This window comes from Streptomyces sp. NPDC058246 (assembly GCF_042881985.1).
Taxonomy (GTDB): domain Bacteria; phylum Actinomycetota; class Actinomycetes; order Streptomycetales; family Streptomycetaceae; genus Streptomyces.
Genome location: NZ_JBHVWZ010000042.1, coordinates 55,268 through 78,231, shown reverse-complemented (window position 1 = coordinate 78,231; position 22,964 = coordinate 55,268). Strand labels below are relative to the sequence as shown.

The following is a 22,964-nucleotide window of genomic DNA, read 5'->3' as shown; positions in this document are numbered from 1 at the left end:
GGGGCGGCCCCCGCCCCGGCTCCCCCCCCCCCCGGGCCCGCGCATCCGGCCGGCTGTGCCGGCGGTGTCCTGCTGTCTACAGACGGCCGCCGGTGAGCCGGGAGAGCGGTCCGCGCTGCCGCAGACCGGCACGGCGGCCCAGGGTGTAGGAGCACAGGACCACGGTGGCGGTCCCCGCGCCGGCCGCGGCCGCCACGGCCTTCCGGGCCTTCAGGAGGGTCCAGACCACGCCGGCCTTGACGGCCGTCTGCCCGGCGGCCGAGGTGACGGTGCCCTGCACCGTCCTGGCCGCGTCGCGGGCCTTTTGCGACGCGGCTCCGCCGAGGCCGGCCAGGGCTTCCCTGCTGCCGCGGCCGACGGCGCCGGCCGCGTCCCCGGCGCTCTTCGCCGCCTCGGTGGCGGCCTGCTGTGCTTCCTTCGCCGGTGCGGCGGCTCCTTGGGTCACCGTGTTCTTCGCCGCGCGCGCGTTCGCGGTCGGCGACTGTCCGTTTGTCGTCTTGTTGTTGCTTGTCCCAGCCATACCGCCCGGGTATCCGGCCCTGCGCCCGGCAAACAGCCAACCACCCCACACACAACCCCTGCGCGCCGGGACCGGGCAGCGACTCGACACCACACCCTCGCCCGCAAGAACGCGGCCGTGCCCTGCGCAACTCCCGCCAGCAAGGGCTTGGTTCACTGTCAGCAGCGTGTGCCGGCGGGGTATCGCGTCTGCCAGAGCCTGCCCGCCGCATCCTGGCCGGCCTTCCGCGCTGGCCCCCGCACCCCGCAACCCGCCCCCGCCCCCGTCCCGCACCCCGCCCCCCCCCGCCCCGCACCCCGCATCGCGCCCCCGCATCCCGCGTCCGCGCAGGTCCTTGACGGTCTCTTGACGAGGGAGCGGGACATGGAGGGCGGCCGGCGGGTAACGCGGCGGGGGTGACACGTATCGGATCGGTCGTTTTTGTCCTGGCCGCGGCATGCGCGGCGGGCGCCGCCGCGGGCTGGGTCTCGCCCTGGTGGTGGCTGGCCGCCGTCCCGCCAGCCCTGCTGGGCGGGCTGGGTGTGTGGGATCTGCTGCAGCGCCGGCACTCGGTGCTGCGCAACTATCCCGTCCTGGGGCACGCCCGTTTCCTGCTGGAGCGGATCCGGCCCGAACTCCAGCAGTACTTCGTGGAGCGGAACTTCGACGGCCGTCCCTTCGACCGGGATGTGCGCAGCATCGTCTACGAGCGGGCGAAGGGCACCGACGCCGAGCAGCCGTACGGCACCGAGCAGGATGTCTACCAGCCGGGCTATGAGTTCCTGATTCCCTCCATGGCGCCGTGCCCGGTGCCCAGCACGCCGCCGCGGGTGCGGGTCGGCGGGCCCGACTGCAGCCGCCCGTACGAGATGGCGCTGCTGAACGTGTCGGCGATGAGTTTCGGGTCCCTGTCGTCGAACGCGGTCCTGGCGCTCAACGGGGGCGCCGCGGCCGGGGGTTTCGCCCATGACACCGGTGAGGGCGGCCTGTCGGAGTACCACCTGCGGCCGGGCGGCGACCTGGTCTGGGAGATCGGCACCGGCTATTTCGGCTGCCGCACCGCCGATGGCGGCTTCGACCCGGGGGAGTTCAAGGACAAGGCGGCGCACGAGCACGTCAAGTGCGTGTCCCTCAAACTCTCCCAGGGCGCCAAGCCCGGTATCGGCGGGGTGCTGCCCGGCGCGAAGGTCAACGCCGAGATCGCCCGCGTACGGGAGGTGCCCCAGGGGCGGACGGTGATCTCGCCCCCGTACCACCGGGTGTTCTCCACCCCCCGCGAACTCGTCCGCTTCATCGCCCGGATGCGGGAGCTGTCCGGCGGCAAGCCGGCCGGGTTCAAGCTCTGCCCGGGCTCGCGCCGGCAGTTCCTGGCGGTGTGCAAGGCGATGCTGGCCGAGGGCACGGCCCCGGACTTCATCATCGTGGACGGTGCCGAGGGCGGCACCGGCGCGGCGCCGCTGGAGTTCGCCGACCATGTCGGCACCCCGCTCACCGAGGGGCTGCTGACCGTGCACAATGCCCTGGTCGGCACGGGGTTGCGGGAGAGGGTCAGGATCGGCGCGAGCGGCAAGATCGCCACCGGTGCCGATCTGGTCAAACGGCTGGTGCAGGGCGCCGACTACGGCAACGCGGCGCGGGCGATGATGTTCGCTCTCGGCTGCATCCAGGCACAGCGCTGCCACACCAACACCTGCCCCACCGGTGTCACCACCCAGGACCCCCGCCGGGCCCGCGCCCTGGACGTCGGCGACAAGACCCTGCGCGTCGAGCGTCTGCAGGCGGCGACGGTGGCCAGCGCCCTGCAGATCATGGCGTCGATGGGAGTCACCCATCCCGCGCAGCTGCGCCCGCACATGCTCCACCGGCGCATCGACCCCTACACCGAACGCTCCTTTGCCGAGCTCTACCAGTGGCTGGAGCCCGGGCAGTTGCTGGCCGAGCCGCCCGCCGCCTGGGCGGCCGACTGGCAGGCCGCCGACCCCGACCGTTTCACCGTGTGATGCGGAGGATCTTCCTGCGGCCCCGACCGTTGCCCGCCTGATCACGGACGCTGCAGGTCCCGGGAGCGTGCAGGACGGCGGTGATCCCGTCCGCCGTTCCGCCGCGAGCCTGCTGGGCCGTCTGGAGCGGCGCTGCCGTAATGGGCGCGCGGTCGTGCGCGGCGGCCGGACAACCGGGTACGGACCGGGGCTGTGCATCCGGTCAGCGGCAAGCGTCGACCGGGACGCCCCTGGCGCTGCACCGCCTGCCCGGCCACGCACCCCCGCCGCTGCCCAGGCCACGAGGACAACGCGCCCCTCAGGAACGGCCCCTTGGTGTGCCCGGCGGCGTCCCCGTCCCGTTGCGCTGCGCGCCGGCCGGCCGGCCCCGGCACGCTGACGTGGCGGCCGGGGTGTCAGCCTGCCGCGGTCCGGCCGGGGGTGCGAGGGCACGCGTGCGCGGATGTTCAGCCGGCCGCTGCCTCCTGCTGCGGGCCGGCCGCCGCAGGCTCCGCGACGGCGGCCGACGCGGTGTAGAAGACGGACGAGCCCTGCTTGGTGCGGTGTGCGTGGCTTTTGGCGACCAGGTTTTCCAGCGTGGTGCGCACGACGGTCGTCTTGATGCCGCGGTCGGGATGGGCTTGCGTGAGCGCGGTGGTGACTTCGGCGGCCGACCGCGGCTCGCTCTGCTGCTCCAGGTGTCCGCGGATCAGGTCGACGAGACTCGGCTTGGCGGCCGTCTTGGATGCCTTCGCCGATGAGGACTTGGCCGATGAGGACTTGGCGGCGGGCTTGGGGGGCGCCGTCTTCTTCGCGCCGGCGGCTGCCTTCTTCGGCTTGCCCGGCCGGGGTGCGGGGGAGGCCTGGTGGGGTACGGCCGGCACGGCTGCGGTGTCCGCCTCGGCCGCGGTGTCCGCCTCGGCGGCGGGGCGTGCGCCGCCCAGTGCCTCCTGCATGGTCACCAGCACGGCGTGGTCGTGCTGCAGGGCACGCAACTGCTCCTGCAGGGCCTCGATGTCCGCGGCGATACGGTCCTGCTCCTTGGTGTTGCGTTCAAGGTCGCCCGTCACCTGGGCGATGTACTGCGAGGTCAGCTCTGTGGTGCGGGTCTGGCTTTCCGTCATGACAGGGGCCTTTCTTCCGTCCGCGGGCCCCGTGATGAACGGGGGGATATGTGTCTGTGAAGGGAGGCAGGGCAGATCCCATGTACGGACGGGCCCCTCCGCAGGACACGACTGCCGCGGCTATGGGTGGTCCAGTGATAGTACGCACGAGTGGAACCCGATGCTCCAGCCCAGTGATGTCTCACCCTGCCCTTCCGGGAGAGCAGCCGGCCGTTGTGTGGGGGCGGGGCAGGGCGGGACCGGCACTGGTGCTGCTGAACGGTCGTGCAACAGGGCTGCGACGGCGCCGAGTTGACGAGTGCTGACGTGTGCTGACGTGCGCTCGCTCTGGCTGCCGGTGCCGGAACCCTCAGGACGGGGATCAACATGACGGCAGTAGAACGCCACCCTCAGGCGGCTACGGCACAATCACACGTTGTGGCCACGCACCCTGATCCAGTCGTTCTGTATCCCGACGCCGCGATCCGGGGCAGCCTCGCCGCGGCGCTCCAGGCGGTGGCGGAAGAGGCCGGTCTCGCTGTCCAAGTGACGGCATCGGCCTTCAGCCCGCCGGGCCATGCCACCGTCGAGAGCACGCGGCGCACCGCAAGGCCCCGCTCGTCAGACTGCCCGGGAGCTGCACATGGGCGGCAACACCGTCTGCCGCACCGCCCGCGCCGCGGTTCCCGATGAGTTGCTGAGCGGACGGCGCCAGCCCCGGCCCAGCCGGCGCGACCCTTACAAGCCCCACCTGGACTGAGACTGGGCCGACGCAGTCACCAACGCGATCCGCGTGCACGCCGAGTTCCAGGACCTGGGCTACCGCGGCAGCTACCACACGTATCAGCGACTGCCTCCGGCCAGGACGTCGCCGTCGCATCCGCGTCGTCGCCCCTGCACCACCGGGCGTCCGGCAGGTCACCGGCTGGACCATGCGGCGCCCTGAGCAGCTGGGCGGCGAAGAACTCCAGCAGTTCACTGCCGTTCTCGCCCAGTGCCCAGAACTGGCCTGCACAAGGACTGCGACGCTGTCGTCCAGGGCCTGACCATTTGCTGGACTTCCGGCCCGGCAGAGGGGCCGCGTCAACCACATCAAGATGGTCGAACGCCAGATGTTCGGACGGGCGAAGCTCCCTGGCGAGACGGCTTCAAGCCGCATGCCACCCAGGAAGATGTCGGCAAGGCCGATGTCCAGCTTCGTGAAGCCGACGGGCAGCTGCGGGTCTTTCCTCGAGTGCAGCCCCTGTCCGGCCTGCCGCCCCGGCCAAGGCGACCTCCGGCCGTGCGACGTGCCCCCGGCCAGTGGGTGCGCCGGCAACTCAACTGTCGCTTCAGCAGCGCGGCGGGGATGCGGGACTGGTCGTACTGGCTCGACACGTTCAACATCGCCTACGGCCCGGTGAACGCCGATGGGTTCCTGTCCGCACCCACCGTGTTCGTCGACGGGCACGGACCGCTCCGATAACCCCGTTCGTGAACGCCGGCCACGATCCCAGACGACGCTACGTCACCGAGGCGCACGGGAAGCGGGGCCGGCCGGAGTGTCTCCGGGCGGCCCCGCTTCTGGGGTGGTGCGGTGAGGGTCAGGCGCGGTGGTTCTGGTAGTAGCCGCCGACCTGCTCGTGATAGCCGGCGTCGCCGACGTGCTTGTCCTTGTCGAACTCGGGGGAGTCCTTGATCTGGTCCCTGGTGAGGTCGACGTAGATCTTCCGCTCGGTCTGGTCGACCGTCTTCACGGTGCCGGCGGGCAGCAGGACATGCTTGCCGAAGATCCACACACCGGTGTCGACCACAAGATACGAGGAGTTGACGTCGTCCGAGTGCTTGTCGACCTTCCCGATGCTGCCATCGGTGGCCTCGACCTTGTAACCGGTCAGGTCGGTGCCCGCGGTGTGGCCGGTGGCCGGCTGGTAGCCCCAGATGTTGTCACTCATAAAACGGCTCCCTCATCGGAATTTTTCGCGGCTCCACAGCCGAACCATGGAGGCGTCATGGGCGCCATCGAATTCGGTGACGTTTCCTCAGAACGCCGGGTGCCCTGCCTCCCGCACTCCACACATTCGCGCTGAGAAAATATGGATGGCCGGAGAAGCCGTGCTGCAGGCCGTGGTTCCCGGCGGCACAGTCGTCCTGCGGCCATGAAGCCCCGCCGTGCCGCAGCGGCGGAATCACCACCTCCATCCCCGGCGTGGAGAGACGGAACGCGGGTGGGCAGAGGCCGAACGCGGGTGGGTCCCGACGCCATGGCGCCGGGACCCACCCAGGTCAGTGCGTTGCTCAGGCCTGCTTACCAGCGATACCAGCGGCCCCGCTTGCCGCCGCTGCCCGCAGGGCGGATCACGAAGCCGAGGACCCACACGACCAGCACGATGACAGCGATCCACCACAGTGCCTTGAGTGCGATCCGGCACCGAAGAGGATCAGGGCGAGCAGAAGAACGAGAAGAACCGGAAGCACAGTTATCAGCCTCCGGGCGCTCGTGTGACCCTCATGGTGCGATGAACGTCAACCTTTCCCCCAGGGGCAACGTCAAGCTGTATCAGGCGGAACCTGCAGACACCCCCCGCACTTCGCTGAAGGAGGTGTCAGCAGGCAGGCAGGTGCTGTGCTGGACTGCGCTTGCCCGCGCATGCGGGTGGGGCCCCGCCTGCGTCGGCGGGGCCCCACCCGTGGTGCGGTGTGCTGTGGTGCCTAGTGGCGGAAGGCGTCCTTGGCCTTCTCGCGGGCTTCGCGTGCGTCGCCCTGGACCTGTTCGGCGCGGCCCTTGGCGGTCATGCGCTCATTGCCCACGGCGCGGCCGAGGCTCTCCTCGGCCTTGCCCTTCGCCTGCTCGGTCTTGGCCTTGGCCTTCTTGTCGGCAGCCACCGTCTGTCACATCCCAACGTGTTGGCGTCGTGTCGTGCACCCGTCGTGTAGCCGCCACAGCCCGCTCGAAACATGATCGGGGAAACCTCCTGGCACCCCTGTGACGTGGGTAAACACGTCAGAGTGCCCCCAACACCGGGACAAAAACCAGGCGTTCACCCAGCCTGCCGGGGCACTCGCAGCCTTGGAGGTTGATAACTATGGTTCCCCTGCTTCTCGTTCTTCTGCTGGCTCTGGTCCTCTTCGGCGCGGGCTTCGCGCTGAAGGCCCTGTGGATCGTGGCCGTGATCGTGCTGGCGGTATGGCTGCTGGGCTTCGTCATGCGGTCCGCCGGAGCGGGCGGCCGCCGTGGCCGCTGGTACCGCTGGTGAGCCGCCGGTAGCGCCGGTACCGCGGGTAGCGCGGGTAAAGAGTGGTAAACGCTGTATGACTGTGGGGCCCCGCCGGCACCGGCGGGGCCCCACAGTCGTGCGCAGCCGCATACGCCCCACACAAAGACGCTTGGTTTTAAGGGCCTATTGGGCACTGGAGGGGCATGCCGGGCCCCGGCTCCGGCAGGGCGAGTCCTGCGCCTCCATCGCCTGGGGCCCGGCGTACGGGCTGCCGTTCCCCTTGACGGCGGCACCCCTTCCGGCCCGGGCGCCGCCCGGTCCGCCCGGTCCGCCCGGTCCGGGCGGCCCGGGCGGACCGGCCACGGCAGGCGACCGCGGGCCGCCCCTTCCAACCCGGGCACGTCGCACCGGCCCCGCCGTGTGCCCGTGCGCCCGTACGGCCGCCCGGCCGGCCGGCGAGGTGACGCCGCCGCGCGGAGGGCCTGCGCCGCCCCCGGGGCCGGGCAGGCGGCCTGTGTGAGCAGGCTGCGGCGGGGTCCGGATGTGTCTGCGAGGATCGGCCGTATGGATGTGCGCAGCAGGAACCATGTGACGGTGACCGGCCGGCCCGGCGGTCCGGTGGTGATGCTGGCGCACGGCTTCGGATGCGACCAGAACATGTGGCGGCTGGTGACGCCGCTGCTGGAGCGCGATTTCACGGTGGTGGCCTTCGACCACGTGGGGGCGGGACGTTCCGATCTGTCGGCCTGGAGCAGGCAGCGCTACTCCACGCTGGAGGGCTATACCGAGGACGTACTGGAGATCTGCCGCGAGCTGGCGCTCGGGCCCGTGACGTTCGTGGGCCACTCGGTGAGCGCGATGATGGGCGTGCTGGCCGCGGCGCGTGAGCCCCGGGCCTTCGCCGGCCTGGTGCTGCTCGCCCCCTCCCCGTGTTTCATCGACGATCCCGCCTCCGGCTATCGGGGCGGGTTCAGCGCCGAGGACATCGATGAGCTGCTGGAGTCGCTGGACGCGAACTACCTGGGCTGGTCCAGTGCCATGGCCCCGGTGATCATGGGCAATCCCGAGCGTCCGGAACTGGGAGAGGAGCTGACCAACAGTTTCTGCCGCACCGACCCGGAGATCGCCCGGGTCTTCGCCCGCGTGACGTTCCTGTCCGACAACCGCGACGACCTCGCCCGGGTGCGGGTTCCTGTCCTGGTCGCCCAGTGTTCCAGCGACGCGATCGCCCCGCCGGAAGTGGGCGCCTTCGTACAGGCGCAGATTCCCGGCAGCCGGCTGATCACCCTGAACGCGACCGGGCACTGCCCCCAGCTCGCCGCCCCGCAGGAGACCGCTGCCGCGATCGCCGCCTTCGCCGGAGCAGCCCGATGACGTGCAAGCCCCACGGCAACGGCGACGACAGGGACAGCAGCAACGACAGTGACAGCAGCGGCAGCGGCAGCGGCAGCGGAAACGGCAACGGCAGGGGCAGCGCGGAGGACCCGGCCCGTGCGGGCCGCCCCAGTGACGACCAGGCGGCGTTCTCGGCTCTGCTGGAGGACAGCGCGGAGGACCTGTACGAGCATGCGCCGTGCGGCTACCTCTCCACGCAGCTGGACGGCCGGATCGCAAAGATCAACACCACCCTGCTGGACTGGCTCGGCTACCGGCGCGGCGACCTGGTGGGCCGAAGAACCTTCGCCGACCTGCTCACCGTCGGCGGCCGGCTCTACCACGAAACCCATTTCGCGCCGCTGCTGCGCATGCAGGGCGAGGTCAGCGGCATCGCCCTGGAGCTCAGGACCGCCGACGGCAGCCGGCTGCCGGTCCTGGTGACCTCCACGGTGAAGACGGGCCGCGACGGGGAGCCCCTGCTGATCCGCACCACCGTCTTCGACGCCCGCGACCGCCGCGCCTACGAGACCGAGCTGCTGCGCGCCCGCCGGGCAGCCGAACGCGAACGCGCCCGCCTGCAGCGCCTGAACGCCACCCTGCAGAAGACCCTGCTGCCCCCCACGCTGGCGAACGTGCCCGGCCTGGACGTCGCCGCGCACTACCACGTCGCCTCCACCGACGAGGTCGGCGGCGACTTCTACGACCTGTTCCCGCTCGCCGCCGGCACCTGGGGATTCTTCCTCGGCGACGTGTGCGGCAAAGGCGCGGCCGCCGCGGCCGTCACCTCCCTGACCCGCTACACACTGCGCGCCGCCGCCGTCTACGACCCCGATCCGGCGGCCGTGCTCGCCAACCTCAACACCGTCCTGAACCACGAGTACAGCGGCCCCGACCCCCGCTTCTGCACGGTCATCTTCGGCCTGCTCACCCCCGGCGGCGAGGAGGGCGGCTGCCGCGTCACCCTGGCCGGCGGCGGCCACCCGCCGGCCCTGCTGCTGCGCGCCGAGGGCGGTGCCGACTACCTGCCCACCCCCGGCGGCCAGCTCATCGGCGTCCTGCCCGACGCCCACATCGCCACCACCACCCTGCGCCTGGCTCCCGGCGACACCCTGCTCCTGTACACCGACGGCCTCACCGAAGCCCACGCCGCCGGCGCCGACGGCCGCTACGGGGACGAGGCCCTCCTGGAATTCGCCCAGGCCCTGGCGCCCGTCACCGCCCTCGGCGCGGTGACCGCGATCCGTGCCCTGCTCGACACCTTCGGCGCCGGCGTGGACGACGACACCGCCGTCCTCGCCCTCCATGTGCCCGGGCCCGCCCGTGCAGAGCACAGGTGACCGGCCACCCGGCCGCCCGCACCCGCGCCACCCCGGCCTGGACACGCCCCGTCCCCTGAGCGAACGGGCCGGCGGCTGCCCGGGAGGCGAGCCGCCCGGCGCCCCGCCTCCAGGGCGGTCAGCCGGTGAGGTTGGGAGGCTGGGCGAACGAATGCGCGCATGGGTGGGGTCGCATTCTGAAAGCGCGGCCCCGTGACCATGGGGTGACCCAGGGGCGTGGGGTGAAACGAGGGTTTCCGGGCACACGTCCCCTGTGATCGATGGAGGGATGGGCACTCGATATGGATCTGGTGTCGCCGGACGCAGACCATGGCCCGCCCGGCCCCGAAACCGTGGAGACCGCCGTCGCGCTGGAGGGGGATCCGGCGTCCATCGCGCGGGCGCGGCACACCGCGGCGGACTTCCTCGCCCGGGTGCGGGACGGGGCGGGAGCGCCGGTGTCGGCGCGGGCGCGGGAGCTGACACAGCTGGTGGTCAGCGAGCTGGTGACGAACGTCGTCAAATACGCGCCCGGGCCGGTGCTGCTGGGGGTGCGGATCGCCGGGGACACGGTGGAGATCACCGTCTGGGACAGCGACCCGCAGCTGCCGGTGGCCCGTCCCCTGGATCCGGGGCGGATCGGCCAGCACGGTCTGGAGATCGTCCTGGCGGTGGCGCAGGACGTCGAGGTGCGGCGTGAGCGGGTCGGCAAGCGCGTCATCGTACGTCTCGCCCTGCTGGACGAGGACGAGGACGACACGGCACTGTCCGGGCGGCCGCCGCAGCGGCGGTGACCGTACGACGGACAACGGACAGCCGGTGCTGCGCACCCTTGAGACACCGCCCGCCGAACCGGCCCCGCCGCCCCCGGACAAGCCCCGCCGCGTCCGCATCGCCGGTTCCGGCGCCGCCGGCACGCAGGGCCGGCCGGCACTCCGGTCCGCACGGGAGCACGGTGTGCCGGTACCGGACCTGACAGGACCTGGTGGGGGAGTTCAGGTGCGGGGCTGCATGTACTCGAAGACGGAGCCGTCCGGGTGTCGGGCCACCAGCCGTGTGCCGTTGGGGACTTCGGCCGGTGCTTCCAGCACCTCGCCGCCCGCCGTGCTCAGGGCCTTGAGTACGGGGTCCAGGGAGTCGACGATGACGGTCGCCGTCTGGGACACGTACTTTTCCAGCGGGCCGGAGTACAGCAGGAACGGCCCCACCAGTGCCAGCTCCAGGTCGCGGTAGGGGAATCGCCTGACGTCGGCGTCCCCGGCCAGTTCACGGTAGAAGGGGATGGCGGCGTCGAGGTTCTCGACCTCGACGTCGGCGATCAGCGCCCGGATATTGCTGCTCACGCTGTTTTTCCTTTCATGGTGCCGCGAGGCCGCAGGCTCACCGCGGGACGGGACGGGACGGGGCGGGACGGGACGGGACGGGACGGGGCGGGGCGGGCTTCTTCGCGGTGGTGCAGATCTTCGCGGTGGGTCAGACCTGGAGCTGTCCGCCGTCGACGAAGTGCTCGGCACCGGTGATGAACGAGCTCTCCGGTCCGGCGAGGAAGGCGGCCAGCGCCGCGACTTCCTCGCCACGGCCCATGCGCTGCAGCGGCAGGTGCGAGGCCAGCGCGTCGTGGAAGTCTTCATGGCTCTGCCCGCGCAGGTCGGCCAGGCGGTCGATCGCGGGGGTGGTGATGGGGCCGGGGGTGATGACGTTGACGCGCACACCGCGCGGGGCCAGCTCCGCGGCCCAGGTCCGGCCCAGGCTGCGTACGGCTGCCTTGGAGGCGGCGTAGACGCCCATGCCTGGGGTGCCCTGGTGGAGGGCGGTGGAGGCCAGCAGGATCACCGATGCGGGCCGGGCGAGCAGGGGCAGCGATTTCTGCACGGTCAGCAGGCTGCCCTTGGTGTTCACGCCGAAGACGAAGTCGATCTGCTCCTCGGTGACGTCCGCGAGGAGCGCCCCGTCGCCCAGGCCGGCATTGGCCACGACGGTGTCCAGCTGCCGTCCGTCGCCGCGGATGACGTCCATGACGTGGTCGAGGTCGGCGGCCCGGGAGACATCGCACGGCACGGCGACCGCGTCGGGGCCGAGGTCCTTCGCCGCGGCGTCGAGTTCCTCCTTGCGCCGGCCGGTCAGGTAGACGCGGGCGCCGTCCTCGGTGAACCGCTGGGCGATCGCCCGTCCGATTCCGCTGGAGGCGCCGGTGACCAGGGCCGTCTTTCCGTTCATGGAGCGCATGGCAGCCGTCCTTTCGGGACGCCGGTGTCGTGTGCACCGCTCGCGGGGAGGGCACTGCGCGACGGGGACGGACGGCCGCTTTCTTGACCGTCTCGTCCAGAACGTAGTTCATTCTGGACCAGGTAGTCAAGAATTGGTATCGTAGGACCATGGCACGATCCCGCAGCTTTGACGAAGGCGAGGTCCTGCGCGCCGCCCGGGACCAGTTCTGGTCGACCGGTTACGCGGCGGCGAGGGTGGACGACATCGCCGCCGCCACCGGTCTGGGCAAGGGCAGCCTCTACGGCGCTTTCGGCGACAAGCACCAGCTGTTCCTGCGCACCTTCGGCGACCACTGCGCCGCACTCGTCGAGGCCGTGCGCCAGGCGCTCGAAGGCCCCGATGCCGGCGCCTGCGAACGGCTGCGCGCGCATGTGATGGCGGTGGCGGACGCCACCGCCGCGGACGTCTGCCGGCGCGGCTGCCTGCTCGCCAAGGGCACCGCCGAGCTGGCGGAGCAGGATCCGGCCGTCGCGGAGACGTCCCGCAAGACGTTCGCGGCCATCGGGGAACTGCTGGCTGCCTGCATCGCGGCGGCGCAGCGGGCGGGCGACATCCAGCAGGACGCGGACCCCGCACGACTGGCCGGACTCGTCCTGGCCGTGCTGCGCGGGATCGAAGCACTGGGCAAGGGCGGAAGCAGCCCCGACTCCCTGCGCGCGACCGCCGAAACGGCCCTGGCCCTGCTGCCCCGGCCGCAGGACGCCCACGCTCCGGACCGGCACACCGCCCCGCCGGACGCGTGAACAGCCCTCCCCGGCTGCCCCCTTGCCCGCCGCCGGCTCCGCACGCGACCGGTCCCGGACCGGCGCCGGACCGGTGCCGAGAGGAGCAGACCGGTGCGGCAGCCGGGCTCACGGGGGCGGCCCCGGGACGGGCGGTGCGCGCACGGCCCCGACGCCCTCACCGTCCGCCGCCTCGGCCTCGACCTCGGCTTTGGCCTCGACCTCGGCTTTGGCCTCGACCGCTCGGCCTCGACCTCGGCTTTGGCCTCGACCGCTCGGCCTGGCTCTCGGCGCCGGCCACGGCCCGCCCCCGGCGTGTCACCGCCCCGCCGCACCGAGCGCCTGCCCCTCGTTGGCGACCGCACGGCCGTCCGCCGGGCCGGGGCGCCGGTGGTGCCGCCACGGCACGAGCTGGAGGACCGCGAACGCCACCTCGGCACCGAGGAACAGCCACAGCAGCCGGGTCGCACCGTGAGCGAGCGCGTACGCCTGCCAGGCCGCGAACAGGATGCGTGCCACGGCGTCGAGCAGCCCGTGCACCGGCAGCGGCCTGACGATGCGCAACAGGGCCCAGACGACCACGACCGACCCCATCAGATTCGCGTACAGGGTCTGCACCGGGTCGAGTTCGGGCAGGGCGCCCAGCCCCCACGCGCGGCCCCACGACGACAGCGCGCCGTGCACCAGCGCGTACGTCCACGGCGTCGCGAAACCCGCCGTGACGAGAAGGTCGTACCAGGCACTCGCCCGTACGACGCGAAGACGGGCAGGACGGGCGGGGGAGAGGAGAGAGGTCACTGGCGGGCTCCGGCTGGTCTCGGTGGCAGCGGCACCCGACGCTAAACAGTGGAGTACGCTCCAAGGTCAAGCCCACCATCCGGCGGAGGCCCATGCGTATGGGGGAGTTGGCCGCACGAGCGGGCATCAGCAGGGACACCATCCGCTTCTACGAGAAGGTCGGCCTCGTCACGGGCCGGCGGCTGGCCAACGGCTACCGTGACTTCCCGCCCGAGACGCTGCCCTGGCTGCACTACGTCCGCACCGCCCAGGCCCTGGGATTCTCCCTGGCGCAGATCGCGCGGCACGGCGAGGAACTGCGCGACCAACCGGACACCGCCCAGGCGCTGTCCGCGCTGTTCGAGGAGAAGATCCAGGTCATCGACGCCCGTATGGCCGAACTCGCCGCCCTGCGGGCCGAACTCGCCGCGCGCGCCGGCACCGGATGCCCCCTGCGGCCGGCCCGCCCGCCCGCCCGTCCGCGAGGCTGAGGCCGCCCCCGCGGACCTGCCGGCGGCGCACCCCGGGCCCCCGGCACGCTGAGCGGCGGGCCGGGCCCAACCGGGCAGCTGTGCCGCACCCCTTGAGCACAGGCGACGATGCCCACGGCTGGGTGGTGGCTGTGCCGGCGGCCTCGCGACGGAACCGGCGTATGCGGGCAGCCGCCGGGCCTGTTGCGGAGGCCGGACGCGCACCCGCGCCGAGGCCGGCAGAGCCGGGCGCGGCCCCCGAGGCGTCAGGGCCGAGCTCCCGGACGGCGGCGTCCCCCGTTGCGGGCGGCCGGTGACGGCGGCGCGGGCGCCTTCGGCGGCACGGCGATGTGCGGCCGCCGGCCCATGCCGCTGGTGCCGGCAGGGAGGAGAACGCTCTTGCCGGTGAGGCGGTTGAGGCCCGTGCTCCCGTCAGTGCGTGCCTGATGTGAAAGAAGGGAAGCATCGGTCATGACAGGCAAGTATCTGACTCATTCCGCATAGCGCAGGATAGAGTTGACCGCATGGGGATGACGCTGGGCGAGCGGGTGAGGGCCACCGTGGCCGCCCTGATGCAGATCACCGGAGAGACGCAGGCCGACCTCGCCGCGGTCCTCGGCGTGAGCCAGACGCAGCTGAGCCGCCGTCAGTCCGGCACCGCCGCCTGGAGCCTGGACGACTGCGACGCCCTGGCCGCGCACTACGGCCTCGACGTCCTCGACCTGCTGGCCGGCCCCACCCGGGCGTGCGAGTCGCTGCCCGCCGCCCGGCGGCGACGCCCCACGACCACCCGCAGGGCGGCCGGCGTGGTGGCGGAAGGGGCGCCGCGGTGACGGACTTCGAAGCGATCGACGCACTGCTGGCCGCCGCCCGCCAGGAGGCTCAGCTGCCTCCGGCCGGCCGGCGGCGCTTGCTGCGCGAGGCACTCAGCCTGTCGCGCACCCAGGTGGCGCAGGCCCTCGGCGTGAGCCCCTCCACCGTCGGCGGCTGGGAATCGGGCCGGGACCCGAGCGGCGAAGTGCGCGAGAAATACGCGTACTTCCTCCAGGGAGCCCAGACGAAACTGGAAGCCCAGTCGAAACTGGAAGCCCAGACCCAGGCCGTCACCGCTGCGGCACCGCCCGGCCAGGACACGACGGACCCCCAGACCGCCCCCGGCGCGGACGCTGAGGCCGCCCCTGCCCCCGGCGCGGATGCCACCCCTGCCCCCGACGCGGACGCCGAGACCACCCCCGCCCCTGCTGTCCCTGCCCCCGGCCCCGCCTCTGATCCTGACGAGGTCCACGTCTTGCCGGCCCCCCAGCCATGCGTGCTGTGCGGTCAGCCGGCCCGCCGGCACGTCGCCGGATTCCCGCAGCACCTCGATCCCGCCGAATGCACCACCCTGCCCCCCGCACCCCTCACGCTCACGCCCCCCGCGCCCTCCACCGCACCGGTCTCCACCACCCCACCCCCGCCTCCGGCTTCGCTTCCGGCCGCCCCCGCCCCCGCCGCCCCGCAGCTCCCCGCCGGCCGCACGATGAAGGTCGTCCCCGTGGGCCGCCGCATGCAGCCCGCGTCCGAGACGCGCGATGCGATCGCGGAAGCGGTCGCTGCCGCGCTCGCCGAGCACGCGGGCGACATGGAGGCGGCAACGGCCGCGTTGGTGAAGCGGGCGATCCCGGACGTGATGGCGCTGCTGGACACCTGCCGCAAGGGCGGCCGGTACGACATGGATGCCCGACATCCTGCGCAAGCAGACCGCCCGCGGCCCCGACCAGATCTGGGAAGCCCGCCCCAAATGGGCCCGCCCGCACCTGCCCGCGGGACGGCACGACGTCACCGTCCTCGACGTCAACGCCTACTACCTGTCCGCGTTCAAGACCCATCTGCCGATCGGACAGCTCGAACACACCACCGGCCCCGGACACGACCGCCGCCGCGCAGGCGTCCACCTGATCACGCCGCCCGCCTGGGACCACGACGCCGTCCTGCCCAACCCCATCGGCAACCGGGACGAAGCAGGCCCCCTGTGGGTCACCGAACCCACCCTCCGCCTCCTGCTGCGCCTGTCGGGACCGAAGTACGGCCTGTGCGATCCCCCCGAGATCCACGAGTCGTTCACCTCCGGCGCGACGGAAGGCCTCCTGGAAAAATTCCGCATCACCCTCCGCGACGCCCGCGACAGGGCGATCGCCGCACACGACGACGTCACGCTGGAATACCTCAAGGCGATGTACTCCAAGTTCGTCTCGACGATGGGGGAGTCGCACTACAACCGCCAGCTGTACCGGCCCGACTGGATGCACATCATCCGCTCCCAGGCGTTCTCCAACCTCTGGATGAAGGCGTACAGGGCCTACGACGAGGGCCTCACCGTCGTCCGTGTGATGGGCACCGACGAACTGCACGTCATCGGCGACTGGCGCAGTGTCTTCCCCGAAGGCCGCGGCGTCACCGAGATGAAACCCAAAGACGCCTACAGCATCGCCACCGACTCCGCCACCGACTCCGCCCCCGACCCTGCCGGCGAATGACTGACTGATCCCACCGGCCCGCGAGCATCAGCAGAATCCGCCGCGCCACGCCAACGCCCCGCCACCTGCGGTCACGGGCGCCGAACTCACCGTAAAAGCGCGGGAATTACGGTATTCTGAAGCTGAAGTCCACGGAAAATCGACGGGAAACCAATAGCCGCGGCCGCAGGAGGAAAGACCGAATGCCGGAGAGGAATATCGACTTCGGTGCATACGGCGCTCGCGGTATCAAGGGCCACGAGGCGGTCGCCCGCCGCCTGGACGCCCTCGCCGGCTATGTCGCCACCCCGGTCACCGCCCGCCGCGGCCTGCTGGCCCGCCTGCACTACCTCACCCGCACCGGCCACGCCGTCAGGGCGGCCCGCGAGGCGGGCCTGACCGTCACCGACCGCACCCTCACGGCCTGGCTGGAGGGCAAGCGCTCCCCGTCGCGGAAGAACCTCGAGCGCATCGAGAGCGCCTATCGGACGGTACGCCGCCACAATGTGGCCCGTTACCTCCTGGGCCGCCTCAACGCGGACGGCCGTGGCACCCGCGTCGAGATCCACCCGCTGAACCAGTCCCAGGTGCCGCGCCCCCGCCAACGCGTCGTGGAATACCGCACGTTGAACGTCCGTCACTGGGACGCGCTCGTGCAGGCCTGGGCGGCCGATGATGCCCGGGCGCTGGACGAGGCATGGGTCGAGCAGATCGTGGACCTGGGCAGCCAGTGGGGCCAGTACGAGTACGTGACCAACGTGGGCTTCGCCGCCTGACCTCCCTGGTAGGGTCTCAAAATTTCGTGTCGGAATCTCACGGCTGGTGTCGGACGGAAGCCGGATCCGACGTGGCGCTGGGACATGCAGGTCGCGCCTGTACCTCATTCGCGTTGAAAGCCGGCGCCTGGAAGGCCGAGCGGCCGCGCCGGGAACAGCCGGTCCGGCCGGCACGGTTGCACCGGCCGAGGGACCGGCGCCGCACGGTCGGGGAACACGGAGAGCACAAGGCCGTCCGCCCCACCAGGATCCGGGCCCCAGGACCGCGGTACGCCCGCGGCACACTCGTACCAGGACGTATTTCTGCAGGAGGACTGTTTCATGACTGACCGGCCCTTGACGCTCATGGCAGTACACGCCCACCCCGACGACGAGGCCACCGGAACCGGAGGGGTCCTCGCGCAGTACGCGGCGGAAGGCATCCGCACGGTTCTCGTGACGTGTACCGACGGCGGTTGCGGTGACGGACCGGGGGGTGTCAAGCCGGGCGATCCCGGGCACGATCCGGCGGCGGTCGCCTTGATGCGCCGTCAAGAACTTGAGGCGAGCTGTGACGTCCTGAAGGTCAGCGATCTGGAGATGCTGGACTATGCCGACTCCGGGATGACGGGCTGGCCGAGCAACGACGCCCCCGGCTCCTTCTGGCAGACCCCCGTGCAGGAAGGCGCGGCCCGACTCGCGGAACTCATGCGGCACTACCGGCCTGATGTGGTCGTCACCTACGACGAGAACGGCTTCTACGGTCACCCCGACCACATCCAGGCCCACCGCATCACGATGGCGGCGCTGGAGATGACCGCGCTGACACCGAAGGTGTACTGGACCACGATGCCCCGCTCGATGATGCAGCGGTTCGGCGAGATCATGCGCGAGTTTCATGAGGACATGCCGGAGCCGGATCCTGCCGAGGCCGCCGCGATGGCCGAGATCGGCCTCCCCGACGATGAGATCACCACGTGGGTGGACACCACGGCGTTCAGCGGTCAGAAGTTCGACGCGCTGGCCGCGCACGCCAGTCAGGGCGAGAACATCTTCTTCCTCAAGATGGGCAAGGAGAGGTTCGGCGAGTTGATGGGCATGGAGACCTTCGTACGTGTCCAGGACGCCACCGGCGCGGCCCTACCCGAGAACGATCTCTTCGCCGGACTGCGCTGATCCGCCCGTCCGACCGGCCGGGAAAGCTCATCGACCGCACGGCGCGGTCGAGCAGGTCACACACCCGGAGGCTGGTCCACGTGAGTTCCGCTCCGGCAGCCCGCGTCCAGGCCCTCGCCGGCGGCGTCGACGCGTGCCCGCACTTTCGACCCGACACCGCGCTCGTCCCCACACCACCTGGCAACCGCACAGGTGGGAGACCGGCGGGCTGCTGACTCGGAAGGTGCGCGACAGCCCAGGTCACAAGCCTGGCGGTCTGCTCCGATCAAGGCAGACCGCCGAGGAAGCGACACGAAGCTGAGGCTCCGATGTCCGACACGCCGTGAGGCAACGGAAGAAGCAGCAGGTCACGAGGGCGGTCTCCGACACCAACCGCGAGAGGCCCGATCCCGCCAGAACCTCGCGCTGCTCGTACGGCATCAACGCGGTCCTGGTCAACCACCACCTGACGCTGCACGACCTGTAGGCCCCGGAGTCCTGGCCCAGACACCGGCCGCAAGGCAGCGGTCAGGGCTTGGTCGCCGCGGCGGTCCGGTCGGCGAGCGCGCGGTCAGAACCAGTGCAGGCAGTGCGGCGAGCGTTCGGCGCGGAAGAGGGCGTCAGCGAGGGCGGCCGCGCCCGGGCGGTGGGCCCGGATGTGTCCGGCACGTACGAGCGTGCTCGGGGCGGTGCCGCCGAGGTAGACCGAGCCCAGGTCCCTCACGTCCAGGGACAGGTCGGGCTCCCGGTCCGTCGGGACGCAGTCGGCTTTGCCGTCCCGGACGGTCAGCAGGTAGCGGCCGTGTTCGCCGAGGAACGGGTCGTCGACGTCGAGGACGAGCTCGCCGTCGGTGAACCAGCCGCGCGCGGTCAGCGCCCGCGGGACGTCCAGCAGCCGCACCCAGAGCCAGTCGGTGTCGCCGCTCACCTGGCCGGCGTTGAAGTCCGCAAGCTGCCAGCGCAGCGGGTGGCCGGGCGGGAAGTGCTTGAACACGACCTGAGTGACCAGGTCGTGTCCGAGCACGAACCGGGCCAGGGCCGTGTAGACGGCGTCGTCGGTGGCGATGGTCTCATCGACCGTCAGCGTGTCGGGCTCGCCGAGCGAGTAGCTGGCGTATCCGTCCGGGACGCCGTCGGCGTCGCGGTGGACGGCGACGTAGCGCGGTGCCAAAGAGACCGGGGGCTGCCCTGCGCCCGAGGCCCACCAGCGGTGCGGCCGGGACAGCGCGCCGGGCTGTGCGCGGCGGTACCGGTCGTAGACCTTTTCGAGGATCTCGCCGCACTCGGCACGCCGCAGCACCTCGACCGAGCCGGCAGCCGGGGCATCGGCCACTGCACGGATCGTTGCGCGGGCCCGGGGGAGGGTGAGGGCGGCCCGGTGGCGCGGCACCGTCAGCCGCCGCGTGTAGGTCGCCGGGCCGTAGCCGAACCTGCCGTAGATCAGGGCCTCGGAGGCCAGCAGTACGGAGAGGCACTCCCCTCGTGCCCGCAGCTCGGTGAGCTGATGCCGCATCATCGCGCTGAGTATGCCCTGACGTCGGTGCGATGGCAGCACACCGACGGCGGTCACCCCGGTGACCGGGACGAGGATCTCACCGGGCAGGGTGAGCTCGAAGGAGTACGCGCCGGCGGTGCCGACGGGCCGCCCGTCCGCCGTCATGGCGAGCAGGTTGCGGTCCATTTCGTACGCCGACCACAAGAACCCGTTGCCCTCGGCCGGGGATTCCCGGAAGTGCCCGAACGCGGCAAGGATGGTGTCGACGAAGACCTCGAGGTCCTGGTCGGTCGTGGGACGGATCTCCATTGCCGCTGCTGCCTTTCCGGGATGCCGGCGCCACGACTCGTGGTGTCCCGCCACAGTGCAGCGTTGACCCGTGGCCGGGGCAAGCGAATTACGGCCGGTCCCTCGGCCGGTCACGGCCCGGCCCCGGGGGGGAGTTGCGGTGGTCGGGCCGGGCGGCGGTGATCCCACCCCTCGCCGCCCTGCTGCGGGGACCCCTGAGCCGATGGCCTGCCAGTTGTCTGCCGGTTGTCTGTGCGGCTGAAGGGTGTTGTGGCCGGGCGGGGACTCGGGACGGCCGGCTATGCGTGGTCCGGACGTGGCCGGGCGGTGTCGTGCGGGGTGGTTCCGGGTGTGGTGTGGAGGACTTCGCGGGCCTGTTCGGCGGCGCGGGTGATGCTCTCGCTGATGAAGTCGAGGAAGCGGGCGATGTTCTCCAGGCGGGTGGCGGCGGGGGTGTGGGGGCCGAGGACGGCGACGCCCTGGCGTGCGGTTTCGACGAGCTGGTCGTTGGCGCGGGCGCTGGCGATCGTCGCCTGGTAGAAGAGTTCGTCGTCGACGACGTAGCGGTCGCGGCGGCGTTCGTCGCGTTCTCGGCGGACGAGGCTCTGGCTCTCCAGGAAGGCGATCGCTTTGGAGATGGACGCCGGGCTGACCTGGAGGCGCTGGGCGAGCTGGGACGCGGTGAGGCTGCCCGCGTCGGTGGTGAACAGGCAGGTCAGCACCCGGGCGGTCATCTTGGTCAGGCCCGAAGCCATGAGGACGGTGGTGAACGTCTCCTCGTACTCGGCCACGGCCCCGGCGTCGCGTCCGTGCGGCTGGGGGACTGCCTGCGGTCCTTGGGAGGGGGCGGGTCTGCGCCGGTGGGCGCGGCGTTCGGTGGCGCGGTGGGCCAGGTCGGCGCGGTAGGCGGCGGGGCCGCCGTTGCGCATCACCTCACGTGTGACCGTCGAGGTCGGGCGGTCGAGGCGTCGGGCGATCTCGGCGTAGGGGAGGCTGTCAGCCAGCCCCAGCGCGATCTGCCGGCGTTCGTTCTGGGTGAGCCTGCCTCCCGGCATCGCGATCTCCCTGGTGGTCCTTCGTGGCGGTCCCTGAGTCGGCCCACTATAGCGTTCACCCTTCACTCATTGCAACGACCAGAGCGCTTGTCGTTGCGTTATCCGCAACCCTGTTGCAACAGTTCATGTATCTCTACCTGCATAGATGCTGATTCTGTGCAACGAGCATGTTGTCGGCTTCTGGAAAGCAACGTAGCGTTTCCGGAGTCAGAAACACCGAGTGAGTACGGGAGAGCACGATGCAGAAGTTCGACACCCCCGCCCCGATCTCCGCCGTCCTGGACATCCCCGCCGGACGCATCCAGTTCATCGCCGCCGACCGCACCGCCACCACTGTCGAGGTCCTGCCCGCCGACCCCTCCAAGAGCCGCGATACCAAGACCGCGGAGCGGACGGAAGTCGCCTACGCCGACGGCGTCCTGCGGATCACGGCCCCGGCCCCTGGCAACCAGCTCTTCGGCCCCTCCGGATCCCTGGAGGTCACCGTCCAGCTGCCCGCCGGCTCCCGCATCGAGGCCAAGACCGCCGGCGCCGAGCTCCGCGGCGTCGGACGCCTCGGCGACGTCGCCTTCGACGGCGCGTACCGCCAGATCAAGATCGACGAGGCCGCGAGCGTCCGCCTCACCGCGACCGACGGCGACGTCGAGGTCGGCCGGCTGGGCGGCCCCGCGGAGATCAGCACCGCAAGGGGCGACATCCGGATCGCCGAGGCCGTGCGCGGCACAGTCGTGCTCCGCACCCAGTCCGGCGACATCTCGGTCGGCGCCGCCGCCGGCGTCTCGGCCGCCCTGGACGCCGGCACCGGCTACGGCCGCGTCAGCAACGCCCTCAAGAACGACGGCACCGCCGGCCTCGACATCCGCGCCACCACCTCCCACGGCGACATCACCGCCCGCAGCCTCTGAAAGGGAGCAGAACCAGGACCAGCCGGCCGGGCCCGCCGCGACCGGGATCCTCCCCGGCCGCCGCCGAGGACCCGGCCGTCCGTCCCCAGCGGCCCCGCCGTCCGTCCCGAGCGGCCCGCGATCCACGTGCAGGGCCCGGAGAAGCCGTACAGCGCGCTCTCACCCGACCAGGGGGAAACACATGACACGCCGGGCAGTTCGCCAAGGTCCTCCACCTCCAGGAGCACCACGGCTGGGCCCGGTTCGTCACCCTGCAGGACCACTACAACCTGCTCGCCCGCGAGGAGGAACGCGAGATGCTCCCGCTCTGCGCCGGTGAGGGCATCGCCACCATGATCTGGAGCCCCCTGGCCCGCGGTCGCCTCGCCCGCCCCTTCGACCAGGCGAACGCCGGTGAGCGCTCCGTGGCCGACGGCGCCTCGCCGACACGCTCTATACCAACACCGACAGCGACCGGGAGATCGTCGACGAGGTCGGCGCCGTCGCCGATGCCCGCCGCGTCACCCGCGCCCAGGTCACCCTCGCCTGGCTACGCCGCAACCCCGTCGTCGCAGCCCCGGTCGTCGGTGCACGCACGATTCAGCAGATCGACGACGCCGTCGCCTGTATGAGGTCGATTATCTCGCTGTCGAGTACGCGAAAATCTATGTTGGTCAGAGTAGACATTGGGTGGGGGCCTGGTTATGGTTTCTCTCGTAGCCCAGAGAGACAGCAGGGCCTGGCAGGCACGAACTGCCGGCCAGCAGTACGTAGTTGCAGTTGCAGGACGGTGCGGTGGTGGAGTTCCGAAGCCAGGTTTGTTGCAGGACGGCGACGGGGCTGACGACCGGACCGGGTGGCCCGCAGTGATCAGGGGCCGCCGTGAGCAGTACCGCAGTGGCAGTACCCGTAAGTGCAGTTCGCAGTACCCAGCAGTGAGGTCAGTGAGCGGTACCTCGGTGAAGGCGTCGGCTGCGGACGCGCGCACCGGGAGGTTCGGCAGTGGGGTTCCAAGCCAGAGCAGACGCAGGACGGGCGACGGGGCTGGCTGCCGAAGAGTGGCGCTGTCGTAGGCCACTGAGCAGTTCGCATCACCAGCAGTGCGCAGTAGAGCAGTACCAGCAGTACG

The 22,964-nt window shown here is 71.4% G+C and carries 22 protein-coding genes and 3 pseudogenes; 15 read left to right on the top strand and 10 right to left on the bottom strand.

The window, feature by feature from the left end:
- Positions 1-76: 76 nt before the first annotated feature.
- Positions 77-520 (bottom strand): hypothetical protein, encoded by a 444-nt coding sequence (locus ACFVXA_RS37260; protein WP_362034316.1) that lies wholly within the window; start codon positions 518-520, stop codon positions 77-79.
- A gap of 395 nt (positions 521-915) precedes the next feature.
- Here ACFVXA_RS37260 and ACFVXA_RS37255 point away from each other — a divergent pair, with 395 nt between their 5' ends.
- Positions 916-2,499 carry an FMN-binding glutamate synthase family protein gene (locus tag ACFVXA_RS37255; RefSeq protein ID WP_383909581.1) on the top strand — a complete coding sequence of 528 codons (1,584 nt, stop codon included), beginning with the start codon at positions 916-918 and terminating at the stop codon, positions 2,497-2,499.
- 446 nt (positions 2,500-2,945) lie between these two features.
- Here the strand turns inward: ACFVXA_RS37255 and ACFVXA_RS37250 are convergent, their stop codons facing one another.
- The gene (locus ACFVXA_RS37250; RefSeq protein WP_390028436.1) at positions 2,946-3,602 is read right to left on the bottom strand and encodes a hypothetical protein; all 657 of its coding nucleotides are present in this window, start codon (positions 3,600-3,602) and stop codon (positions 2,946-2,948) included.
- Between the two features lie 1,261 nt (positions 3,603-4,863).
- Between ACFVXA_RS37250 and ACFVXA_RS37245 the strand changes: the two genes are divergently transcribed.
- Positions 4,864-5,046, top strand: coding sequence for a hypothetical protein (locus tag ACFVXA_RS37245; RefSeq protein WP_390028435.1), 183 nt, complete (start codon positions 4,864-4,866; stop codon positions 5,044-5,046).
- 118 nt (positions 5,047-5,164) lie between these two features.
- On the opposite strand, the gene ACFVXA_RS37240 is transcribed toward ACFVXA_RS37245, so the two are convergent.
- From ACFVXA_RS37240 to ACFVXA_RS37230, 3 genes and pseudogenes are all read right to left on the bottom strand, one after another.
- Entirely contained in the window at positions 5,165-5,515 is a 351-nt protein-coding gene (locus ACFVXA_RS37240) for a PRC-barrel domain-containing protein (RefSeq protein WP_362034325.1), read from the bottom strand.
- 353 nt (positions 5,516-5,868) lie between these two features.
- Positions 5,869-6,038, bottom strand: a pseudogene (locus ACFVXA_RS37235) (hydrophobic protein).
- A gap of 234 nt (positions 6,039-6,272) precedes the next feature.
- Positions 6,273-6,446 carry a CsbD family protein gene (locus tag ACFVXA_RS37230; protein WP_383909575.1) on the bottom strand — a complete coding sequence of 58 codons (174 nt, stop codon included), beginning with the start codon at positions 6,444-6,446 and terminating at the stop codon, positions 6,273-6,275.
- A gap of 200 nt (positions 6,447-6,646) precedes the next feature.
- On the opposite strand from ACFVXA_RS37230, the gene ACFVXA_RS37225 reads away from it, so the two are divergent.
- From ACFVXA_RS37225 to ACFVXA_RS37210, 4 genes are all read left to right on the top strand, one after another.
- Positions 6,647-6,817, top strand: coding sequence for a hydrophobic protein (locus tag ACFVXA_RS37225; protein WP_136326944.1), 171 nt, complete (start codon positions 6,647-6,649; stop codon positions 6,815-6,817).
- A 525-nt stretch (positions 6,818-7,342) separates the two neighbouring features.
- Positions 7,343-8,152 carry an alpha/beta hydrolase gene (locus ACFVXA_RS37220; protein WP_362033275.1) on the top strand — a complete coding sequence of 270 codons (810 nt, stop codon included), beginning with the start codon at positions 7,343-7,345 and terminating at the stop codon, positions 8,150-8,152.
- Complete coding sequence (locus ACFVXA_RS37215; RefSeq protein ID WP_390028434.1) at positions 8,149-9,492, top strand: PP2C family protein-serine/threonine phosphatase; 1,344 nt, start codon at positions 8,149-8,151, stop codon at positions 9,490-9,492. Before ACFVXA_RS37220 ends, ACFVXA_RS37215 begins: the two co-directional genes overlap by 4 nt.
- A 281-nt stretch (positions 9,493-9,773) precedes the next feature.
- The gene (locus tag ACFVXA_RS37210) at positions 9,774-10,265 is read left to right on the top strand and encodes an ATP-binding protein (protein WP_362033269.1); all 492 of its coding nucleotides are present in this window, start codon (positions 9,774-9,776) and stop codon (positions 10,263-10,265) included.
- Between the two features lie 201 nt (positions 10,266-10,466).
- On the opposite strand, the gene ACFVXA_RS37205 is transcribed toward ACFVXA_RS37210, so the two are convergent.
- The gene (locus ACFVXA_RS37205) at positions 10,467-10,814 is read right to left on the bottom strand and encodes a VOC family protein (RefSeq protein ID WP_390028433.1); all 348 of its coding nucleotides are present in this window, start codon (positions 10,812-10,814) and stop codon (positions 10,467-10,469) included.
- A gap of 130 nt (positions 10,815-10,944) precedes the next feature.
- Positions 10,945-11,697: an SDR family oxidoreductase gene (locus ACFVXA_RS37200; protein WP_362033263.1), complete on the bottom strand. Its 753-nt coding sequence runs from the start codon at positions 11,695-11,697 to the stop codon at positions 10,945-10,947.
- A gap of 149 nt (positions 11,698-11,846) precedes the next feature.
- Between ACFVXA_RS37200 and ACFVXA_RS37195 the strand changes: the two genes are divergently transcribed.
- Complete coding sequence (locus ACFVXA_RS37195) at positions 11,847-12,482, top strand: TetR/AcrR family transcriptional regulator (RefSeq protein ID WP_362033261.1); 636 nt, start codon at positions 11,847-11,849, stop codon at positions 12,480-12,482.
- A gap of 297 nt (positions 12,483-12,779) precedes the next feature.
- Here ACFVXA_RS37195 and ACFVXA_RS37190 read toward each other — a convergent pair whose 3' ends face one another.
- The gene (locus tag ACFVXA_RS37190) at positions 12,780-13,259 is read right to left on the bottom strand and encodes a hypothetical protein (RefSeq protein ID WP_390028432.1); all 480 of its coding nucleotides are present in this window, start codon (positions 13,257-13,259) and stop codon (positions 12,780-12,782) included.
- A gap of 92 nt (positions 13,260-13,351) precedes the next feature.
- On the opposite strand from ACFVXA_RS37190, the gene ACFVXA_RS37185 reads away from it, so the two are divergent.
- From ACFVXA_RS37185 to ACFVXA_RS37160, 6 genes and pseudogenes are all read left to right on the top strand, one after another.
- On the top strand, positions 13,352-13,729 hold the full coding sequence (locus ACFVXA_RS37185) for a MerR family transcriptional regulator (protein WP_390028431.1): 378 nt from the start codon (positions 13,352-13,354) through the stop codon (positions 13,727-13,729).
- 503 nt (positions 13,730-14,232) lie between these two features.
- The gene (locus ACFVXA_RS37180; RefSeq protein WP_362033253.1) at positions 14,233-14,541 is read left to right on the top strand and encodes a helix-turn-helix transcriptional regulator; all 309 of its coding nucleotides are present in this window, start codon (positions 14,233-14,235) and stop codon (positions 14,539-14,541) included.
- A pseudogene (locus ACFVXA_RS37175) lies at positions 14,538-16,224 on the top strand (helix-turn-helix domain-containing protein). Before ACFVXA_RS37180 ends, ACFVXA_RS37175 begins: the two are co-directional and overlap by 4 nt.
- Positions 16,225-16,406: 182 nt before the next feature.
- Positions 16,407-16,979 (top strand): transcriptional regulator, encoded by a 573-nt coding sequence (locus ACFVXA_RS37170; protein ID WP_390028430.1) that lies wholly within the window; start codon positions 16,407-16,409, stop codon positions 16,977-16,979.
- 321 nt (positions 16,980-17,300) lie between these two features.
- Positions 17,301-18,134, top strand: coding sequence for a PIG-L family deacetylase (locus ACFVXA_RS37165; RefSeq protein ID WP_362033248.1), 834 nt, complete (start codon positions 17,301-17,303; stop codon positions 18,132-18,134).
- Between the two features lie 322 nt (positions 18,135-18,456).
- Positions 18,457-18,600 (top strand): hypothetical protein, encoded by a 144-nt coding sequence (locus ACFVXA_RS37160; RefSeq protein WP_389514276.1) that lies wholly within the window; start codon positions 18,457-18,459, stop codon positions 18,598-18,600.
- A gap of 84 nt (positions 18,601-18,684) precedes the next feature.
- Here the strand turns inward: ACFVXA_RS37160 and ACFVXA_RS37155 are convergent, their stop codons facing one another.
- Both ACFVXA_RS37155 and ACFVXA_RS37150 read right to left on the bottom strand, forming a co-directional pair.
- On the bottom strand, positions 18,685-19,917 hold the full coding sequence (locus tag ACFVXA_RS37155) for a GNAT family N-acetyltransferase (RefSeq protein WP_383745610.1): 1,233 nt from the start codon (positions 19,915-19,917) through the stop codon (positions 18,685-18,687).
- A 278-nt stretch (positions 19,918-20,195) separates the two neighbouring features.
- The gene (locus ACFVXA_RS37150) at positions 20,196-20,951 is read right to left on the bottom strand and encodes a helix-turn-helix domain-containing protein (protein ID WP_362033242.1); all 756 of its coding nucleotides are present in this window, start codon (positions 20,949-20,951) and stop codon (positions 20,196-20,198) included.
- A gap of 239 nt (positions 20,952-21,190) precedes the next feature.
- Here ACFVXA_RS37150 and ACFVXA_RS37145 point away from each other — a divergent pair, with 239 nt between their 5' ends.
- Both ACFVXA_RS37145 and ACFVXA_RS37140 read left to right on the top strand, forming a co-directional pair.
- Positions 21,191-21,856 carry a DUF4097 family beta strand repeat-containing protein gene (locus ACFVXA_RS37145; RefSeq protein WP_389936305.1) on the top strand — a complete coding sequence of 222 codons (666 nt, stop codon included), beginning with the start codon at positions 21,191-21,193 and terminating at the stop codon, positions 21,854-21,856.
- A gap of 185 nt (positions 21,857-22,041) precedes the next feature.
- Positions 22,042-22,466, top strand: a pseudogene (locus ACFVXA_RS37140) (aldo/keto reductase); the annotation flags it as partial.
- Positions 22,467-22,964: the final 498 nt, after the last annotated feature.

Bases quoted from the DNA above. Each gene is read 5' to 3' on its own strand.
- ACFVXA_RS37225 (WP_136326944.1), top strand. From the start codon at position 6,647: ATGGTTCCCCTGCTTCTCGTTCTTCTGCTGGCTCTGGTCCTCTTCGGC.
- ACFVXA_RS37215 (WP_390028434.1), top strand. From the start codon at position 8,149: ATGACGTGCAAGCCCCACGGCAACGGCGACGACAGGGACAGCAGCAAC.
- ACFVXA_RS37240 (WP_362034325.1), bottom strand. From the start codon at position 5,515: ATGAGTGACAACATCTGGGGCTACCAGCCGGCCACCGGCCACACCGCG.
- ACFVXA_RS37170 (WP_390028430.1), top strand. From the start codon at position 16,407: ATGCCGGAGAGGAATATCGACTTCGGTGCATACGGCGCTCGCGGTATC.
- ACFVXA_RS37260 (WP_362034316.1), bottom strand. From the start codon at position 520: ATGGCTGGGACAAGCAACAACAAGACGACAAACGGACAGTCGCCGACC.
- ACFVXA_RS37180 (WP_362033253.1), top strand. From the start codon at position 14,233: ATGGGGATGACGCTGGGCGAGCGGGTGAGGGCCACCGTGGCCGCCCTG.
- ACFVXA_RS37195 (WP_362033261.1), top strand. From the start codon at position 11,847: ATGGCACGATCCCGCAGCTTTGACGAAGGCGAGGTCCTGCGCGCCGCC.
- ACFVXA_RS37250 (WP_390028436.1), bottom strand. From the start codon at position 3,602: ATGACGGAAAGCCAGACCCGCACCACAGAGCTGACCTCGCAGTACATC.
- ACFVXA_RS37185 (WP_390028431.1), top strand. From the start codon at position 13,352: ATGCGTATGGGGGAGTTGGCCGCACGAGCGGGCATCAGCAGGGACACC.
- ACFVXA_RS37145 (WP_389936305.1), top strand. From the start codon at position 21,191: ATGCAGAAGTTCGACACCCCCGCCCCGATCTCCGCCGTCCTGGACATC.
- ACFVXA_RS37210 (WP_362033269.1), top strand. From the start codon at position 9,774: ATGGATCTGGTGTCGCCGGACGCAGACCATGGCCCGCCCGGCCCCGAA.
- ACFVXA_RS37165 (WP_362033248.1), top strand. From the start codon at position 17,301: ATGACTGACCGGCCCTTGACGCTCATGGCAGTACACGCCCACCCCGAC.
- ACFVXA_RS37220 (WP_362033275.1), top strand. From the start codon at position 7,343: ATGGATGTGCGCAGCAGGAACCATGTGACGGTGACCGGCCGGCCCGGC.
- ACFVXA_RS37150 (WP_362033242.1), bottom strand. From the start codon at position 20,951: ATGCCGGGAGGCAGGCTCACCCAGAACGAACGCCGGCAGATCGCGCTG.
- ACFVXA_RS37200 (WP_362033263.1), bottom strand. From the start codon at position 11,697: ATGCGCTCCATGAACGGAAAGACGGCCCTGGTCACCGGCGCCTCCAGC.
- ACFVXA_RS37155 (WP_383745610.1), bottom strand. From the start codon at position 19,917: ATGGAGATCCGTCCCACGACCGACCAGGACCTCGAGGTCTTCGTCGAC.